The 18,025-nt window shown below is 59.2% G+C and carries 17 protein-coding genes; 11 read left to right on the top strand and 6 right to left on the bottom strand.

Translation table 11 applies throughout. The features are described 5' to 3' along the window. Positions 1 to 3: 3 nt before the first annotated feature. Genes J5289_RS24470 through J5289_RS24455 form a run of 4 tightly spaced genes read right to left on the bottom strand, consistent with a single transcriptional unit; the run spans position 4 to position 5,229 of the window. Positions 4 to 1,698, bottom strand: coding sequence for an ABC transporter ATP-binding protein (locus J5289_RS24470; RefSeq protein ID WP_209187808.1), 1,695 nt, complete (start codon positions 1,696 to 1,698; stop codon positions 4 to 6). Then, on the bottom strand, positions 1,695 to 2,603 hold the full coding sequence (locus J5289_RS24465) for an ABC transporter permease (protein WP_209207065.1): 909 nt from the start codon (positions 2,601 to 2,603) through the stop codon (positions 1,695 to 1,697). Before J5289_RS24465 ends, J5289_RS24470 begins: the two co-directional genes overlap by 4 nt. Next, positions 2,600 to 3,544: an ABC transporter permease gene (locus J5289_RS24460; RefSeq protein WP_209187807.1), complete on the bottom strand. Its 945-nt coding sequence runs from the start codon at positions 3,542 to 3,544 to the stop codon at positions 2,600 to 2,602. The genes J5289_RS24465 and J5289_RS24460 overlap by 4 nt, the downstream gene beginning before the upstream one ends. Positions 3,545 to 3,597: 53 nt before the next feature. Further along, positions 3,598 to 5,229 (bottom strand): TIGR04028 family ABC transporter substrate-binding protein, encoded by a 1,632-nt coding sequence (locus J5289_RS24455; protein WP_374108598.1) that lies wholly within the window; start codon positions 5,227 to 5,229, stop codon positions 3,598 to 3,600. A gap of 434 nt (positions 5,230 to 5,663) precedes the next feature. On the opposite strand from J5289_RS24455, the gene J5289_RS24450 reads away from it, so the two are divergent. Genes J5289_RS24450 through J5289_RS24440 form a run of 3 tightly spaced genes read left to right on the top strand, consistent with a single transcriptional unit; the run spans position 5,664 to position 8,258 of the window. Further along, on the top strand, positions 5,664 to 6,632 hold the full coding sequence (locus J5289_RS24450; protein WP_142831679.1) for an aliphatic sulfonate ABC transporter substrate-binding protein: 969 nt from the start codon (positions 5,664 to 5,666) through the stop codon (positions 6,630 to 6,632). 16 nt (positions 6,633 to 6,648) lie between these two features. After that, a complete protein-coding gene (locus J5289_RS24445; protein WP_142831678.1) occupies positions 6,649 to 7,494 on the top strand; it encodes an ABC transporter permease in 846 nt (281 codons plus the stop codon). Continuing rightward, positions 7,494 to 8,258 carry an ABC transporter ATP-binding protein gene (locus J5289_RS24440; protein ID WP_209185840.1) on the top strand — a complete coding sequence of 255 codons (765 nt, stop codon included), beginning with the start codon at positions 7,494 to 7,496 and terminating at the stop codon, positions 8,256 to 8,258. The genes J5289_RS24445 and J5289_RS24440 overlap by 1 nt, the downstream gene beginning before the upstream one ends. A gap of 31 nt (positions 8,259 to 8,289) precedes the next feature. Here the strand turns inward: J5289_RS24440 and J5289_RS24435 are convergent, their stop codons facing one another. Next, complete coding sequence (locus J5289_RS24435; protein ID WP_142831697.1) at positions 8,290 to 8,871, bottom strand: alpha/beta hydrolase; 582 nt, start codon at positions 8,869 to 8,871, stop codon at positions 8,290 to 8,292. Between the two features lie 222 nt (positions 8,872 to 9,093). Then, a complete protein-coding gene (locus J5289_RS24430) occupies positions 9,094 to 9,264 on the bottom strand; it encodes a hypothetical protein (RefSeq protein WP_153816604.1) in 171 nt (56 codons plus the stop codon). A 148-nt stretch (positions 9,265 to 9,412) separates the two neighbouring features. Between J5289_RS24430 and J5289_RS24425 the strand changes: the two genes are divergently transcribed. The 8 genes from J5289_RS24425 to J5289_RS24390 all read left to right on the top strand — a co-directional run bounded on the left by J5289_RS24425 (position 9,413) and on the right by J5289_RS24390 (position 18,005). Further along, entirely contained in the window at positions 9,413 to 10,168 is a 756-nt protein-coding gene (locus J5289_RS24425) for an ABC transporter substrate-binding protein (RefSeq protein ID WP_247750698.1), read from the top strand. Between the two features lie 215 nt (positions 10,169 to 10,383). Beyond that, positions 10,384 to 11,805, top strand: a complete 1,422-nt coding sequence (locus J5289_RS24420; protein ID WP_209207066.1) for an LLM class flavin-dependent oxidoreductase — start codon at positions 10,384 to 10,386, stop codon at positions 11,803 to 11,805. Beyond that, positions 11,805 to 12,572: an ABC transporter ATP-binding protein gene (locus J5289_RS24415; RefSeq protein ID WP_209207068.1), complete on the top strand. Its 768-nt coding sequence runs from the start codon at positions 11,805 to 11,807 to the stop codon at positions 12,570 to 12,572. Before J5289_RS24420 ends, J5289_RS24415 begins: the two co-directional genes overlap by 1 nt. Before the next feature lie 9 nt (positions 12,573 to 12,581). Beyond that, positions 12,582 to 13,463, top strand: coding sequence for a branched-chain amino acid ABC transporter permease (locus J5289_RS24410; RefSeq protein WP_209207070.1), 882 nt, complete (start codon positions 12,582 to 12,584; stop codon positions 13,461 to 13,463). Positions 13,464 to 13,534: 71 nt separating this feature from the next. Beyond that, positions 13,535 to 14,518 carry a branched-chain amino acid ABC transporter permease gene (locus J5289_RS24405; RefSeq protein ID WP_374108607.1) on the top strand — a complete coding sequence of 328 codons (984 nt, stop codon included), beginning with the start codon at positions 13,535 to 13,537 and terminating at the stop codon, positions 14,516 to 14,518. A gap of 86 nt (positions 14,519 to 14,604) precedes the next feature. Next, the gene (locus J5289_RS24400) at positions 14,605 to 15,945 is read left to right on the top strand and encodes an ABC transporter substrate-binding protein (RefSeq protein ID WP_209207072.1); all 1,341 of its coding nucleotides are present in this window, start codon (positions 14,605 to 14,607) and stop codon (positions 15,943 to 15,945) included. 19 nt (positions 15,946 to 15,964) lie between these two features. Continuing rightward, on the top strand, positions 15,965 to 16,735 hold the full coding sequence (locus J5289_RS24395; RefSeq protein WP_142831671.1) for an ABC transporter ATP-binding protein: 771 nt from the start codon (positions 15,965 to 15,967) through the stop codon (positions 16,733 to 16,735). Positions 16,736 to 16,769: 34 nt separating this feature from the next. Continuing rightward, positions 16,770 to 18,005, top strand: a complete 1,236-nt coding sequence (locus J5289_RS24390; protein ID WP_257625475.1) for an acyl-CoA dehydrogenase family protein — start codon at positions 16,770 to 16,772, stop codon at positions 18,003 to 18,005. Positions 18,006 to 18,025: the final 20 nt, after the last annotated feature.

Below are 18,025 nucleotides of genomic sequence, written 5' to 3'. Positions count from 1 at the left end.
GGATTATCCTGCACTGGTAAGGGCGGCGCGCGTCAACAGCTGGTAGCGCTTGCCCGGAATGGCTTCGAGCAGCTCGCGGGTGTAGGCGTTTTGCGGATTGCCGAAAACGTCTTCCACCGCGCCATCCTCGACCAGCCTGCCGTTGTTGAGCACGGAGACGGTGTCGGCGATTTGTCGGACGACAGAAAGATCGTGTGAGACGAACAGATAGGTGAGGCCGAGATTTTGCTGCAACTTTTCCAGCAGCGTCAGGATCTGTGCCTGGACGGTAACATCGAGGGCGGACACAGCTTCGTCGAGCACAAGAATCTGCGGATCGAGGACCAGCGCCCGGGCAATGGCAACGCGCTGCCGCTGGCCGCCGGACAAAGCCCGCGGCTGGCGGTGCAGCACATCGGCCGGCAGGCCGACCTCTTCCACCATCGCCGCAACTCTGTCGAGCCGCTCTGCCGGCGCGATCCGCTCGAAATTCAAAAGTGGCTCCTCGACGATCCGGCGGATCGTCTGGTGCGGATCGAGCGAGCCGAACGGGTTTTGATAGACGAGCTGGATTTTCTTGCGAAAAAGCCGCAGCGTCTCGCCCTTCAGCGAAGCGAGGTCCAACCCATCGATGACGATCCTACCCGTCGTCGGGCGCAGGAAGCCGGCGACGGCGCGGATGGTCGTGGTCTTGCCGGAGCCGGATTCGCCAACAATGGCATGGGTGGTGCCGCGCCGGACGCGGAACGAAATGTCGTTGACAGCCCGAAAACCCGCACCCCTGCCCTGTCCAAACTCCTGGACGAGGTTTTCGACGACGATGATGTCCTTCGAGAGATCGTTCGCCGGCTGCGTATCGTCTGTCTGCTGCACGGCAATGGCCGCAAAGAGCCTTCGTCTGATGTTAAGAGACGGCGCATCCGCCAAGAGCTGACGGGTATAGCTGCTTTTCGGCTGCCGCAGAATTTGGGCGGTGCGGCCCTGCTCCTGGATGACGCCGTGCTGCAGGACGACCAGCCGGTCGGCGCGGTCGGCGGCGACCCCGAGGTCATGGGTGACAAGCAGCACCGCCGTCCCCGATTCCTGCCGCAGCCTGTCGATCAGCTCGAGGATGTGCCGCTGCACTGTAACATCCAGCGCGCTGGTCGGCTCATCGGCAATGATCAGCGATGGCTTGAGAGCGATGGCGATGGCGATCAGCACCCGCTGCTTCATGCCGCCGGACAGTTCGTGGGGATATTGCCCGGCGCTAAGTTCGGGCTGATTGAGGCCTACCCGATGCAGCAGTTCGATGGCGAGCTTATAGGCCTGCGCACCCGAGGCCTTGCCGTGGATGGTGAGGATTTCTGCCACCTGTCGGCCTATTGTCTTGACCGGGTTGAGCGAATTGCCCGGGTCCTGAGGGATAAGGCTGACGACCGAACCGCGAATACCGTTCAATCGCTTCTGCGGCCATCGTGCAATGTCCTGGCCATTAAGTCGGACGCTGCCGCCTTCAAGCCGGCCGTTAGAGGGCAGCAGCCCGATGATAGCCTGCGCCGTGGAACTCTTGCCGGAACCGGACCCACCGACCAGCGCTACAACCTCGCCGGCGGCGACGGTAAAATCGATGCCATGAACAGCGGTGCGCCATCCGTTCCGGTCCTCGTAGCCGACCGTTAGGCCGGAGACGTCGAGGGCATGCAAGGCGGCGTTGTTAACTGTCTGAACGATGGTCATATCCGCGCCCTCCCAATGGCTTGGCTGACACGATTGACAGAGAGTACGACCAATACGACGACGATGCCAGGTGCGGCCGTCAGCCACCAGGCGGTCGCGATATAATTTCGCCCCTCGGCGATCAATAGCCCCCATTCGGGTGTCGGCGGCGGTGCGCCGAAACCGAGGAAGCCAAGCGTTGCCAGCTGCAGGATGGCCCAGCCGATCTGCAATGCCGTAAACCCGATGACGGATGTCAGGGAGTTCGGCAGGATATGGCGCCAGAGCACCTGTAGGAAAGTGCCGCCACTGCCGAAGGCGGCCTCGACATAGTCGCTGCGGCGGACGGTGACGACCTCCGAGCGCACCAGCCGGGCAAAGCTGGCGATTGAGGTGACGCCGACGGCGATGGCGGCGTTGGTCGTACCGAAGCCAAGTAGCGCGATGACGCTCAGCGAAAGCAGCAGCGCCGGGATCGACAGCAGCACATCGACGAAGCGCATGATGGTGGCATCAACCCAGCCGCTGAGCGAGCCGGCGAAAATACCCATCGTCGTGCCGACGACAAGCCCAATGGAGACGGCCGCAAGCGCGCCTGACAGCGAATTGATCGACCCATAGACGATGCGACCGTAGACGTCGCGGCCGAGCGAATCTGTGCCGAGCAGATGCAGCGCGCTCGGTGCCTTGAGCTGCTGGCCCGGCTGGCCGGCAAAGGGGTCGTAGATCGTGAACAGACCCGGCACAATGGCCCACAAAGTGACGACGGCAAGAACGACGATGCCAAGGATCAGGCCCGGTTGGAGACGACGGATCAACCCGCGAGAGCGTCGATGTTCGGGCAGCAGGACTGGTGCTGGCGCAGCTGCGCCAACGCCGGTTTCCGCTGTTTCGACGGTATGTCCGGCTACATCGAGAAGGCTCATCGGATCCCTCCAAAAGCAACTCTCAGCCTCGGGTCGAAGACTGGATACAAGAGGTCAACGACGAGGTTGATGACCACGAAGGCGGTGGCGGAGATAACGACGATCGCCTGCAGCACAGCGACATCCTGACTATTGACCGCCTGTTCCGTCAGGCTGCCGATGCCATTCAGCCCGAAGACGGTCTCGGTAACGACGGCGCCGGCCAAAAGTTCGCCGAACAGTACGCCAGCGACGGTCATGACGGGAAGCGCCGCGTTTTTGGCGACATGCCGCCAAAGCACCCAGGCATGCGACGCACCCTTGGCACGGGCCACCGACACAAAGGGCCGCGTCAAGACCTCATCGATGTTTCGCAACAGGATTTGCGCCATCGGCGCCGAGATCGGCACGGCAAGTGTCAGCACCGGCAGGATCAGACCCTGCCAGGGGCCGGGGTTGATTACCGGGACGAGGTGGAAGCGAAACGAAAACAGGTGAATGAGCATGATCCCAAGCCAGAAGGCCGGTACAGAGATGAAAAGCGCCGGGATCGACTGGATGAGGGTGCGCAATCGTCCGAAGCCGGCGATGTTGGCGAGCACGGCGATGACCATGGCAAACAGCGTTGCGGTCGCAAAGCCGAGGCCGGCAAGCCACAGGGTGGCCGGTAGATTGGTGGCAAGCTCGGAGCTGACCGGAACGCCGGCCTTGAACGAATAGCCGAAATCGCCCGTCAGAAACTTGCCTATGGCGCGAAAATATTGCTGCAATATCGAGCCATCAGCAGCGTAGGCGGTACGGAGCTCCGCCAGCTGGTCGGGGCTGAGGCCATAGTCCGGATTCTGAAATTTGATCAGCACCGCATCTCCAGGCATCGCCTGCAGCAGCAAGAAGGAAACCGTGAAGCTTACCCAGAGTACCAGCACCGCCTGCCCTACTCTGAACATGATATATCTTGGCATGACAGACCTCATCAACTGCATTGGCCCGGACGTCTGGCCGGGCCAGATATGTTTCAGTGTTCGGCAAGCCAGGTGTCGTAGAAGCTTGGACGGCCGACGGATTCAAAGGCAATGCCGCGGACATAAGGCGCGCTGGCAAAGACTTGCGGCTCTTCGAAGATCGGGATGACAAAGGCCTGGTCGAGCAGATATGCCTGCGCCGCCTTGGAGGCGGCAAAGCGTTGGGCGCTGTCGGTTCCCGACGCAACGCTTTCCAGGAGTCCGTTCAGCTTGGCATCGACGAAGGTCGCCTTGGCGTTGAGACCGCCCTTCTGCAGCAATGCATCGCGGTTGAGCGGGTAGAACTGGCTTTTGATCACATCGGGATCGGCGCGGCCGACTTCGGCAACCACCAGCGGCGTTTTATCGGGATTGACGGTGTCGACGACGACATTGCCCGAGGTGCCGGCCAGCACTTGCAGCTTGACACCGACCTTTGCCCACTGCTGCGCCACGAGCTGCAGCACAGCCTTGTTCTGCGGCTGCGGCAGGGATTCGTAGACGGCCAGCGTTAGTGGCTTGCTGTCCTTCTGGCGAACGCCGTCTCCCCCCTTCGCCCAACCAGCCTCATCGAGAAGTTTTTCCGACAGCGCCGGGTCGTAGGATAGCTTATCGGACAGATCCTCATAGGCCGCGGCGGATGACGAAATCACGGATTTGGCAGCCGGGTAGTTGGCAGAAAACAGGGTCTCGACGATCTCCTTGTTGTTGGTCGCATGCAGAAGCGCCTGGCGCACCCGCACGTCGGCCACCAGCGGGTTCTCCGGTCGCAAGGCAATGCTGTCGTTGACGCCGCGGGTCGGCGCGGCATAGATCGGGAAGCTCTGGTCGCTGACCTGCTTTTCGTCATAGGCTTGCAATTGGCGGATGAAATCCGCTTGCCCTGACAGCAGCGCGCCGATGCGAACGCTGTCTTCGCCGGTAATTATGTATTTGAGGCTATCGAGATAGGCGCGCCCCTGATGCACGAGCTTCTGAGGACCCCAGTTGTAATCGCCGCGTGCCGTCAGCGTCAGATCCTTGCCGATGGTCTCGGCTGCGACCGTGAAGGGGCCGGAACCGATGATTTTCGTGGCGTCGCCGAGTTGCTCGAAGGGCAGGCCTAGCGTCTTCAACGACACCAACCCGGAGCCGATCACAGAGGTCCCCTGCAGGAAGCCGGGCGCCGGTTTCTTGAAGACAAATTTTACCGTTTGCGGATCGATAACTTCGCTGTGGTCATAATTGTTGATGACTTCGGAAACCGGCTGCTTCAGTGCCTTGTTGCCATGTCCAAAAGTATCGAAGTTCCTGGCCACCGCGTCGGCATCGAGCGGCGTGCCGTCGGAGAAGGTCACGCCCTTGCGCAGCTTGAAGACATATTCGGTGGCATCGGTGTTTACAGTCCAGGAATCGGCTATCCACGGCTCGATCTCCAGCGTCTTTGGGTTCTGGTAGGTCAGCTTGTCAGTGATCTGGTTGAGGATGCCGCCGTTCGGGTAGAAGCCGCCGGCCGGCGGATAGAGATTGGTGTGGGCCTGCTGCTCGAGATAGACCAGCGTGCCACCTGGTACCGGTTTCGCGACATCCGCCGTAAAGGCAGTCGATGACAGCAGCGATGCGATGCCGGCGAATGTTGCGGCCATGAAGGTAGTCTTGTTGCGCATGGGAGAGCCCTTGATGTGAATTCCTCTCAAGGGTACGGCATGCGGCTGCAGGCGCAATATCCTCTATTAAATTAGTGTGCTATTTTTGTCGGTATATGCAAAACAACCGACGCGTAAGATCATCTTTCCTTGCAACTTGTCTCCGATCCCATCCGCAGACCCTGTCTCGCGGCTCGTTCGGTATACAACTGCGACATCGGCCAGCACTTGCCCGTGGCATTGTCGCCGTGAATGCGGCACGCGGCCTAGACATCAGTTGGCCTATCCCCACCGCTCGGGATGTCCACTGCCGTCGGCACAGCTATTCTCGAAAAATTATTCCTGTTGAGGCAGCCGAATGAGAGAAATCTGCGTCCCGCATCGGGGTGCCTTCTCTTACGATTGCGATAAGACAATTTTTTCGTCAAATCAAAAACAAGAGGCAGCCCCAGATGATGTCGACGATCAGAGCTACATTCTTGGGAGTTGCAGTCGCCGTCGGCATGGTCGCCGGGTCTGCAGGGGCGGCCCAGCTTTCAGAGATCCGCATCGACTGGGCTACCTACAATCCGGTAAGCCTGCTTCTCAAGAAGGAGGGCTTGCTGGAAAAGGAGTTCAAGAATGACGGCATCAAGATCACCTGGGTGCAGTCGGCCGGATCCAACAAGGCGTTGGAATTCCTTAATGCGAGCTCGATCGATTTCGGCTCGACAGCCGGCGCCGCGGCGCTGATTGCCCGTGTCAACGGCAATCCGGTCAAATCGATATATGTTTTTTCGCGGCCTGAGTGGACGGCTCTAGTCACCCGTGCAGACAGCCCGATCAAGTCTGTAGCCGACCTCAGGGGCAAATCCATCGCAGTCACGCGTGGCACCGATCCACACATATTCCTCGTGCGCGCGCTGGCAGATGCCGGGTTGACAGAAAAGGATGTCAAGCTTGTGCTGCTGCAACATGCCGACGGTAAGCTCGCCCTATTGCGTGGCGATGTTGACGCCTGGGCGGGCCTCGACCCCCTGATGGCATCGGCCGAGGTCGAAGAGGGCGCGAAGCTCTTTTTCCGCAAGCCCGAGAACAATACCTGGGGCGTGCTGAACACCACGGAGACGTTCGCTGCAGAGCATCCAGACATCGTGAAGCGCGTGATTGCGGTATACGAGCGGGCACGCCAAGATGCCCTAAAGCACCCTGAAGCGCTCAAGGCGGCGCTGGTCGAGGCAGCGAAGCTACCGGAAAACGTGATCGACAAGCAACTCGAGCGCACCGACCTCACCAAGCCGACCATCGGTACAGCCCAGAGGGAAACCGTTGTCGCGGCTGGAAAGGCATTACAGAAGGCCGGAGTCATACAGGCAGGGGCGGATGTCGAGAAGGTGGCAGGTGAACTAATCGATACGGACTTTGCCGTCACAGATACTCGGTAGGGTTACGGTTCACTCCATGACGGATGCAGCCGAAGTCAGGCAGACTATCGATAAGCAAGCCGCGAGCGCCCGCAAACGACGGGCGCTCGCGGCTTTTTCCGTGCGCATTGCCAAGGCAATTATCATTCCCGCTGGTCTACTCATTTTCTGGGAAGTGGCTGTCGATCTCGGCTGGATGGGTGGACGGTTGATGCCGCCGCCGTCGATGGTGATGAAGACAATCTGGGCACTGTTGCAGAGTGGCGAGTTGCTGACACATGTGTGGATCACGACGCTTCGCGTCCTGCTGGGATTCTGTATCGGAACCGTGGCTGGCACCATTGCCGGCGCGCTGACGGGCTATTTTCCGCTGGCTCGCCAGTTGCTCGATCCGACCCTGCAGGCGTTAAGGGCCATCCCCTCAGTCGCCTGGGTGCCCTTGTTCATCCTTTGGCTCGGTATCTTCGAGACATCAAAAATCGCGCTGATTGCCGTCGGCGTGTTCTTTCCTGTCTATCTTGGCTTTTCCGGCGCGCTGCAGTCGGTCGATCGCAAGATCGTTGAGGTCGGCCGCATCTTTCGGCTGTCAGGTTTTGCGATGGTCGGGCGCATTTTGCTGCCAGCGGTGTTTCCTGCCTACGTGATTGCATTGCGGGCTGGTCTTGGACTTGGCTGGATGTTCGTTGTCGCCGCAGAGTTCATGGGCGCTTCCGAAGGACTTGGCTACCTGCTCGTCGACGGCCAGCAATTGGGGAAACCGGCGCAGATCATGGCGGCTATTGTCTGTTTTGCAATTATCGGCAAGGCAACCGACAGCTTGCTGGTCTTGGCCACCGCCCCTTTGCTTCGCTGGCAGGACACTTTCAACCGGGGGCAGAGCTGATGTTGTCGTTGCAGGGTCTTTCAAAAACATTCGCCGGCGGCATGCACGCTCTTGAGGGAGTTTCACTGCGGGTGAGACCCGGCGAGATCGTCGCCGTGATCGGCGGCTCCGGCTGCGGCAAGAGCACGCTGCTGCGTCTAGTTAGCGGCCTTGATCACCCAAGCCGTGGCCGTGTGATGCTGGGCGCAGAAACGATTTTGGAACCGCACCCTCGCATCAATCTGATTTTCCAGGAGCCGAGGCTGCTGCCGTGGTTGACGGTGGCGGGCAATGTGGGCTTTGGATTGCCGAAACAAACCGCTATCAACCGGGTTGGCCTTGTAAATGAGGCGCTGGAGAAGGTCGGCCTCTCATCCTATGCGGCGCGGTGGCCGAAGGAGCTTTCGGGTGGTCAAGCGCAACGTGTGGCGATTGCGCGTGCCTTGGTGACCCGCCCAAAAGTCCTGCTTCTCGATGAGCCGTTTTCGGCCTTGGACGCATTTACCCGAATAGATCTGCAAGACCATCTTCTCGATATCTGGGATGATACGCGGCCGACGCTGATCCTCGTTACTCACGACATCGAGGAGGCAGTAGCGTTGGCAGACCGGGTCGTTGTCATGCGCCCACGTCCTGGTCAGATACTCGATGAGGTTGCGATCCAGCTGCCAAGAAAGCGAGACAGGACAGCCCCCGCCTTTGAAGCTAAAAGACGCGAAATCCTGGCGCTTCTGAATATGTCGTTACAATCTGCAGCGTGTCAGATGACCGCAAGTCGATCGTGATCAGTGTGTTACCAGTCGGACATCGCCGACGTCACCGAACCGGGCACGTCGGCAGTTCGGCCACTGACCTGCGACGGCGGGTGCGTGACTTCATACCTTCAAGCAGCTGATAACCGCCGCTCCATCGACCAAAGCCACTGGCCGTGTTGATGTGTCCGGCGTTACCGATATTCTTTATCTCTGCGCCCCAGCAACGGCCGACCAGCGTCAGGCGGTCGAGCGACATGTAGCGGTCGTTGAGGCTGCCAACGACTTTAGTGGGAAAAGGCAATTGCCCCATCGGCATGTCGCCGAAGAGGACTTTCCCGGGGTGAAGAGTGTGGGTCGGCTCTAGATCACAGGGCGCGACGAGCAGCGCGGCCTTGACCTGTCTGGCGGCGCCTCTCCCGGCGAGGTGTGCGGCGAGCAGGCAGCCAAGGCTGTGGGCAACGATATAAGCCTCGCCGACAGCATCGAGCGCCTCTTCCAGACGCAGCATCCAATCACTGAGCCTCGGATTGTTGAAATCATCCTGAACGACGCATAGGCTGTCAGGCTGGTCCCGCAACCAATGCTGCTGCCAGTGTGCCTCATCCGATCCGAATAGCCCCGGCAAGATTAGGACTGCGGTCATGACCTGATTTTCTCCCTCAAGAGGATTCTGGGACGCGAACAATCCCTGGTCCTGCTCGTTGAGCTCCCCTCAGACCAGTCCCGCGACAAATGCGAACAGGAACAGGAATGCGAAGACGACCGCCCCCGTCTCAGCGCAGCGCGCTAAGCTGCGCCTCAGATCGACCGGCTGAATAAGCTGCAAATGCCAAGTGTATCCAATGACATAGCTCATATATGGGCCTCAATACCACGGTGCAGGGCTGAATCCCCAATAGTACATCTCGTATTCACTGGTCGGGCGCTCGCGCTCGTGCTCTGGAAACACCTCAGGGGTGCGCAATTTCTGCCGCTGTCCACGCTCGAAAAGAGTGGCGAGACGCAGTGTCAAATGTCCAAAAAATTTTGGCTTCATGCTGATCCCCTTCTGTCTATTGAGCATTTGAATGATCCTATCGTCGACGTGGTATCTGCGGCTTGCGGGTGCCAGATACAGCCCGGTCGGCCGCCACATACCAATATTGTCGATAGAGTTAGTAGATTGAAGAAATGAACGCCTAACCTTGAACCTGAGCCCGAAAAATTCGCCTGCGCGCACTGTCTTCGGCGCAACGCTTCCGTATCCGCATCAATTCAAAGAAGCCGCCATTCGACAATTCGGCGCTGCGTCAGCGCCGGTCTATGCCATCGACAAGGACGGCATAACACAAGGTATTCTCGACGGCCTCAACAAGCCGCTTGCGCAGATGGTGACTCCGGCGCATTTCGACTGGAGCGACAGTGTTTCGGGCCTTGAATACGATCTCGACAGAGCCACGGCGCTGATCGCCGCAGCCGGCAAACCACTAAAATTACACCTGACGACTGGCGCGTTCTTCGACCAACGCGTTGCTGAAGCTATCCTGCAGGAATTGCAGGACCTAGGTTTCGATGTCGATATGGTTCAGGTCGACACCCCGCCTTTCTGCAGCTTATCCAGAAGGGGACGGCAGATGGCCCCACCCTCGCCATCAGCGCGTTCTCCTGCGCATGCCGACGACGCCCTCTCCTCATTGTTCCACCCCGGCAGCAGTTGGACAGTCGCGAAAAGGCCGGAAATCGGCAGCCTGGTCAACAAGGCTGGCTCGTCCTCAGACGACAAGCGCCGCCTCGCCGACTCGCAAAAAAGTCTCGAACTGGATCGCCAAGGGCATCCCCACTGGGCCGCTTTACCAGATGGTGGCAATCTACAGCGCAGCGAGGCCCTTAAATTTCAAACCGACGCCGAACGAAAGCTTCTCGATCAACCGCATGAGTGGCGATGGTTGATTGGATTATAGCGGGCTTGAAGCGCTCGCTAGCCAATGTGTGGAAGGATTATAGTCAATGGAAAATAATTCGAGCTCACGGCTGACCAAGTGTCAGAGATGACCTCCGGCAGCGCAAAAAGAGAAAAAAACTCTACGAAGTACTCTATTAAAAATATATACTAACTATGCATTTGGAAAGCGGCCGATTAGATTCTCGTTCAGTAAAACGAGCAGCCGGAGCCGCCATGTCGCGTTCAATTCGCTTCAATGCCTTTGATATGAACTGCGTCGGACATCAGTCTCCCGGCCTATGGAAACACCCGCGTGATAGGTCCTGGAAATACAAAGACTTAGATTACTGGCAGGACTTGGCTAGAACACTTGAGCGGGGAATCTTCGATGGCATCTTCATTGCCGACGTGATCGGTTATTATGACGTTTATAAGGGTTCGAACTATCACGCCATTGAGCAGGCGGCACAGATTCCAGTCAACGATCCTCTGCAGTTGGCGGCACCCATCGCGCTTGCGACCGAACACCTGGGCATCGGCATCACCGCATCGACATCCTTCGAACATCCCTACACCTTCGCGCGCCGCCTCGCGACGGCCGATCACCACACCAAGGGGCGCATTGGCTGGAACATCGTGACCTCGTATCTTGAAAGCGGTGCGAAGAATATTGGCCAGCTTGGTCTGAAGGGGCATGACAACCTCTATGAAATCGCTGCCGAATATGTTGAGGTCCTATACAAGCTGTTTGAGGGCAGCTGGGAGGAAGGCGCGGTCCAGCGCGATGCGGTTCGCGGCATCTTCACCGACCCCAGCAAGGTGCACGAGATTGGCCACAAGGGCAAATACTTCGATGTCCCGGGCTATCATCTGAGCGAGCCCTCGCCGCAGCGTACGCCCGTCCTGTACCAGGCTGGCGCCTCAGGGCCGGGCAAGGCTTTCGCCGCAGCACACGCGGAATGCGTCTTCGTTGGCGCGCCGACCAAATCATTGCTCAAAGCCTATGTCGCCGAGATCCGCCAGCGGGCTGCCGATGCCGGTCGCGATCCACGCAAGGTACTGATCTACAATCTCTCAACGCTGATCATCGACGAGACGGACGAGAAGGCACGAAAGCGCTTCGAGGAATACCAGGCCCATAGCTCTTATGACGGTTCGCTGGTGTTCATGTCAGGCTGGAGCGGCATCGATTTTGGCCAGTACGCGCCGACCGATGCTTTGAAGAAGGTCGAAACCAATGCGATCGTTTCGATGGTCGAGCATTTCGCTGGCAAGGACAAGGCGTGGACCGTGGAGGAACTCGCCCGCTGGGGCGGCATCGGCGGTGTTGGGCCAGTCTTCGTGGGTTCGCCGTCGACTATCGCCGACATCCTGCAGGAGTGGTCGGAAGAGACCGATGTCGATGGCTACAATCTTGCCTACGCGGTAACGCCCGAAAGCTTCGAGCAGGCCGTCGATCTGCTCGTACCGGAATTGCAGAAGCGCGGGGTCTATCCAACCGCGTACCGGCCGGGAACGTTGCGCGAAAAACTGTTCGGCGAAGGTCCATATCTTGCCAAATCTCATCCCGCAGACGCCTATCGCGACATCGAGGCTTTCAAGCGTCGCCAGACTGAGCGGGCGGCAACGCAACAGCTTAGAACGGCGGCCTTGTAATGCCGGCGCTTCTGGAAATGCATCACGTCTCACTTTCCTTCAAGGGCGTTACTGCGATCAGCGCCCTTAGCTTCTCGGTGCAGCCGGGGGAAATCTGCGCCCTGATCGGGCCGAACGGCGCAGGTAAAAGTTCGCTGCTAAACGTGATCAACGGAGTCTATCGTGCCGATTCAGGCGACGTCGTCTTTGACGGCCTGCGCTTCGAGGCAATCCGGCCGCAAAAGGCCGCGCGTCTCGGCATCGGGCGAACCTTTCAGCATAATGCTCTCTTTCGTAGGCTTTCGGTCCGCGAGAACGTGTTGGCCGGTCTTTCACGGCATGGCAAGGCAAGTTTTGCCGAGAACATCCTACGCATCGGGCGCGATTGGAAGGAGCGGCGGACATTCCTTGCCCGCGCCGAAAGGATACTAGTCTTCCTCGGCCTCGAGCGGCATGCCGAGACCATCGTCTCGACCCTGCCCTACGGCTTGCAGAAGCGGGTCGACCTTGGCCGTGCCCTCGTTGCTGATCCCAAACTTCTTCTCCTCGACGAGCCGATGGCCGGCATGAACCAAGAGGAAAAGCATGAGATGAGCAGGATCATTGCGGAGGTCAACCGGACCTTCGGGACGACCGTCGTGCTGATCGAGCACGATGTCGGCATCGTGCTCGACCTTGCTCATCATGTCGTCGTCCTAGACTACGGCCGCAAGATCGCCGACGGCCTTCCTACTGAAGTGCGCGCCGATCCAGACGTCATCGCGGCCTATCTCGGCACGGTTCATTGAGGAGAGCCCATGTCCTTTTTCTTTGAAACCTTGGTCACCGGACTGTTTGCGGGGCTAATGTACGCGCTCGTCGCCATCGGTTTCGTGCTGATTTACAAGGCCTCCGGCGTGTTCAATTATGCCCAGGGATCGATGGTGTTCCTCGCCGCCCTTGCCTTTGTCACGCTTGTCGAACACGAGGTAAATTTCTGGATCGCATTCGTGCTGACGGTCGCGCTGATGATAGCTGCGGCTGTCCTGATTGAGGCGACGGTTCTGCGACCCTTGCGCAACCGTGATCCGTTGACGTTGTTCATGGCGACGCTTGGTCTGAGCTTCGTGGTTGACGGCGCCTCGCAGTTCTTTATGGGCACCGACGTCCATATGCTCGACATCGGTGTCGAGGATATCGCCGGGAGTTACGGCGGCATCCTCATCAGCCAGTTTGACATCGTCGCGTCGTTCATCGTCGTTGCATTGGTGGCAGTGCTGGCCTTGGTGTTCAATAAGACCCGCATGGGGATCTCGCTGCGGGCTGTCGCCGACGATACGCTGGCAGCGCAATCGATCGGCATCCGCTTGCCCGCTATTTGGCGGATCGTCTGGAGCGTTGCAGGAATCGTCGCCCTTGTCGCCGGCTTACTTTGGGGCGCACGCCAAGGGGTTCAGTATTCGCTGTCCCTCATTACGCTAAAGGCGCTACCGGTACTTATTATCGGCGGCTTTTCGTCAATCCCGGGAGCTATTGCGGGCGGTCTGATCGTCGGCGCCAGCGAGGCGCTGGCCGACATCTACATAGGCCCGCTAGTCAACGGCAGTGTCTCCTCCTGGTTCGCCTACATTCTCGCCATCGCCTTCCTCCTCGTTCGGCCCTCAGGGTTGTTCGGCGAGCGCGAAATCGAAAGGGTGTGATGATGACCGCATTTCAATATACAAGCCTTCCCACCAGTGGGCGTATTGCGCCCAATGCGCGATACCTCCTGATGGCCGCCGGCCTAGCCGTCGTTTTCGGACTCATACCGGCAATCGCCAATGACTATTGGTTGAGTTCCATCATCATTCCGACGGTCGTCATGGGACTTGCCGGCATCGGCCTCAATCTTCTGCAGGGCTATACAGGGCTGGTGTCGCTTGGCTCTGCCGCCTTCATGGCCATCGGCGCCTTTTCCGCGTACAATTTCATCCTGAGAGTTCCTGGCATGCCGCTGCCAGTCGTCCTCTTGGCCTCGGGGCTCGTTGCTGCACTTGCCGGCGTCGTCTTCGGCCTGCCTGCGTTGCGCATCAAGGGTTTCTATCTTAGCGCTTCAACGCTCGGTGCACAGTTCCTTTTCGAATGGCTGTTCAGCAACTTCAGCTGGTTCTCCAACGACAGTCAGTCGCTGACTATTTCGGCGCCGCGTCTGACCCTGTTTAACTACGACCTGCAAACGCCGCTGGGCCGTTATTTGCTGGCCACCGGCGTCACGACCCTTTTGGTCGGTCTCGCCCTGCTCATCGTCCGGAGCCGCCTGGGGCGCGAATGGATGGCTATCCGCGACATGGAGACGGCGGCATCGGTGCTCGGGATCAAGGTCGCGCGGCGCAAGCTGCAAGCCTATGCTATCAGTTCCTTCTTTCTTGGCATCACCGGCATTCTCTGGGCATTCGCTTATCTCGGTACGTCGGACGCCCACACCTTCAGTCTCGACAAGTCCTTCCAGATCCTGTTCATCGTCCTGATCGGAGGCGTTGCGACCATCTTCGGCAACTTCCTCGGCGCCGCCTTCATTGTCCTGACGCCGATCCTGCTCGATCGCGTCGTCCTGGCAGCCCACCTGTCCTTCATCGGTGATCAAGGCGCCCTGACAAACCTGCAGCGCATCGTCTTTGGCGTCATCATCATCGTCCTGCTGATCAAGGAGCCGGACGGCCTGACGGCGCTCATTCGCCGCGCGGTCGGCATGTTTAGGGCAAAAAGGTCCGAATGAAGCCTGTTGGCGACAAGCGCAAATGGCGGTCGCCCCGATCAATCATTCTCATCGCTATCCTTCAACCACCGCATCAAGGGGTTACCATGTCTCTTTTTTCTAAGACAATCACGCTCAGCGCCACAGCATTGATCGCTTTATCAACTCTCGGCGCAGCCGCACACGCGGAAGAGGGAAGTGGCCAGCAGCTCTTCCCCCTGTTTTCCTACCGCACCGGGCCCTACGCGCCATCCGGCATTCCGCAGTGGGCCGGCTATCGGGATTATTTCAACTATATTAATGCGAACGGAGGGGTAAACGGCGTCAAGATCTTCGTTCAGGAATGTGAAACGGCGTATACGCTCGAACGCGCATTCGAATGCTACGAGCGCTATAAAAATGGATATGCCGGCGCTCCGGTTGCTGTGCTCTTCACCACATCGAGCGGCTTCGACGCCGCCGTCTCCGACAAGGCCCGCCAAGACAAGCTGCCGATCGTGTCGGTCGCCGGCGGTCGGGGCGATGCCGTCGATGGAAGCGTCTTTCCCTATCAGTTTCCGCTGCTATTCGACTACTGGACCGAGGCTTCAATCGTCGTCGAGCACATCGCCAATACGGTGGGCGGCTATGACAAGCTGAAGGGACTGAAGATTGCCACCCTTTACCACGACTCGGGTTATGGGCGTGAAACCATCCAGCCCATGGCGATCCTCTCCAAGAAATACGGCTTCGAAAATATCCAGATCCCCGTTCCGGACCCAGGCCAACAGCAGCAGGCGCAGTGGCAGCAGATCAAGCGCGCCGGCGTCGATTGGGTTTTCTTCCGAGCCTGGGGCGTGATGTCGCCGGTTGGCCTGAAGACTGCGGCCCGCGTCGGCTTCCCGGCCGACCACATCATAGGCGATATATGGACCGGATCGGAAGAAGACGCGCGTCCCGCCGGACCAGCCGCCAAAAATTATCTGGCGGTCTCCGTGTTCCCGTCTGGGACAGATTTCAAGGTCAGCCAGGAGATTAAAAAGAACATCATCGATGCCGGCAAGGGAGATCTGAGCGACGGCTCGAAGTTCGGTTCGGTCTATTACAATGCCGGCCTGCTGCAGGCGGTCCTCTACACCGAGATCCTGCGGACGGGACAAGCCAAGTACGGAAACCGGCCTTTGACTTCAGCCGAAGGGCAGTGGGCCGTTGAACATCTCAACCTGACCGCCGAGCGTATCGAGGAACTCGGTGCCACGGGCCTCATGAGCCCAATCAAGGTGACGCCACAGGATCACGAGGGCAGTCCCGCTGCCAAGATCGTCCAGTGGGACGGCACGAGATGGACGGCAAAAACCGATTGGCTGAAAGGAGATCGACCGCTGTTCAAGGATGCCATCTACGCCAGGGCCGCAGCCTACGCGAAAGAAAAAGGCATCACGCCCCGTCCGTCCGACGCGGTCAACTAACACTAAAAGGATATGTAACATGGCCACACAGGCGGAAGGGTTTCTCGAAGTCAAGGAGATAGAGGCCGTCTACGGGCAGGCCGTTCTCGCCGTGCGGGATGTGTCGCTTTCGGTCGGGGAAGGCAAGATAGTTGCCCTCCTCGGCGCGAACGGCGCCGGTAAGACGACAACCCTGAAGGCAATCTCCAATCTCTTGGGCTCCGAGCGCGGTAAGGTAAGTCGTGGCAGCATCAGTTGGCGCGGCCAATCCGTTAGTACGTCGTCAGCTTCAAGGCTGGTGGGCAAAGGACTCGTTCAGGTTCTGGAGGGTCGCCATTGCTTCCCGCAACTGACAGTCGAAGAGAACATTCTCGCTGGCGGATTTGTCCGAAAACCGTCGCGCCGGGCGTTACTCGACGATCTCGAGCAGATCTATGCTTGGTTCCCGCGTCTTCGCGACAAGCGTCGAACAAAAGCTGGCCTGACCTCGGGCGGCGAGCAGCAGATGGTGGCAATCGGTCGAGCATTGATGACAAAGCCCAGCCTCGTACTGCTGGACGAGCCGTCAATGGGCCTGGCACCGATTATCGTCCAGGAGATATTCGAGATCATCCGGGCGCTGAACAGACAGTCTGGCGTCAGCTTCCTGCTGGCTGAGCAGAATGCCAATCTCGCGCTGAAATACGCCGACTACGGCTACATCTTGGAAAATGGGCGCATCGCCGTTTCGGGGACTGCAGCTGACTTGCGCGCTCGCGAGGATGTTCAGGATTTTTATCTTGGCGGCGCGGCAGCAGTCACAATTAACTGACGGTTCCTTTAGATCCAAAACTGACAAGGACTTCATGATGACCACCCAGATAGATCTTGCATGGGGTGCAGGCCCAACCGAACGCTATGAGGAACTGGCTTCGAGCTTCCGCCCTCTGTTCAACGATATTGCCAAAGGCGCGCTCGACCGCGAGTTGATGCGTACCTTGCCACAGGCCGAGATCGACCGGTTGAAGCAAGCGGGACTGGGCGCACTGCGCATACCGGTCGCCGAAGGCGGAATGGGTGCGAGCTTGCCGGAACTGGCCAACATACTGATCGAGCTTTCCAACGCCGATTCAAACATTACCCAAGCGCTGCGCGGGCATTTCGGATTTGTCGAGGATGTCGTTAACAAGGCGCCCGGCGGGTCTCGCCAGCGCTGGGTCGAACGCATTGTCCGAGGCGAGATAGCTGGCAATGCGTGGACGGAGGTCGGGGCCGCCAAGCAGGATGCCTTCTCGACGCGGGTCTCGCGCAAGGACGGCGGGCTCGTCGTTAACGGCACCAAATACTACACCACCGGATCCATCTTCGCCGACTGGATCGACGTCGGCGCGACAGGGCTGGAGGGAGAGGGCGTCTCGCTACAGGTTCGGCGTAACGATCCCGGCGTCAACGTTGTCGACGACTGGGACGGTTTTGGCCAGAAGCTGACGGCGAGCGGCACGACCGTCTTTACGGACGCGGTTGTCGATCCCGGTGACATTGTCGTCGACGACGACAAGTTTCGCTACGGCGCTGCCTTCTACCAGCTGGTCCATCTTGCCACTCTCGCAGGTATCGGCCGTTCGCTCGCTAACGAGGTGGCGCAGGCTGTAGCGGCGCGCACTCGCCATTATTCGAACAGCGCCGGGCCGCGCTCAAGCCAGGACCCACAGGTTCTGCAGGTAGCCGGTCGCTTGCGGTCCAACGCCTATGCTGCAAGTGCGATTGTGCTGCAGGTTGCCGCCGCCGTGGAGCGGGCCCATAAGGCCCATTTTGCCGGCGATCCAGAGGCCGAGGAGAGGGCCAATGCCATCGCCGAGCTGGAAACCTCGCAGGCCGTCACCGTCACAAGCAATCTCGTTCTCGAAGCCGCAACGATTGCCTTCGACGCGCTTGGGGCGTCCGCCACCCGGATTTCAGCCGGCCTCGACCGCCATTGGCGCAATGCCCGCACGCTGGCATCACATAATCCACGCATTTACAAAGATAGAATCGTTGGCGATTTCGCCGTGAACGGCACGCCGCCGCCTTATCAGTGGCGGATCGGATTGGCCCCGACCTGACCTGGCCAGAAGAAGCTTGA

The organism is Rhizobium sp. B230/85 (genome assembly GCF_019355735.1).
GTDB classification, from domain to species: domain Bacteria; phylum Pseudomonadota; class Alphaproteobacteria; order Rhizobiales; family Rhizobiaceae; genus Rhizobium; species Rhizobium rhododendri.
Note: the sequence above shows the minus strand (reverse complement) of the source record. Positions and strands in the feature narration are given on the sequence as shown.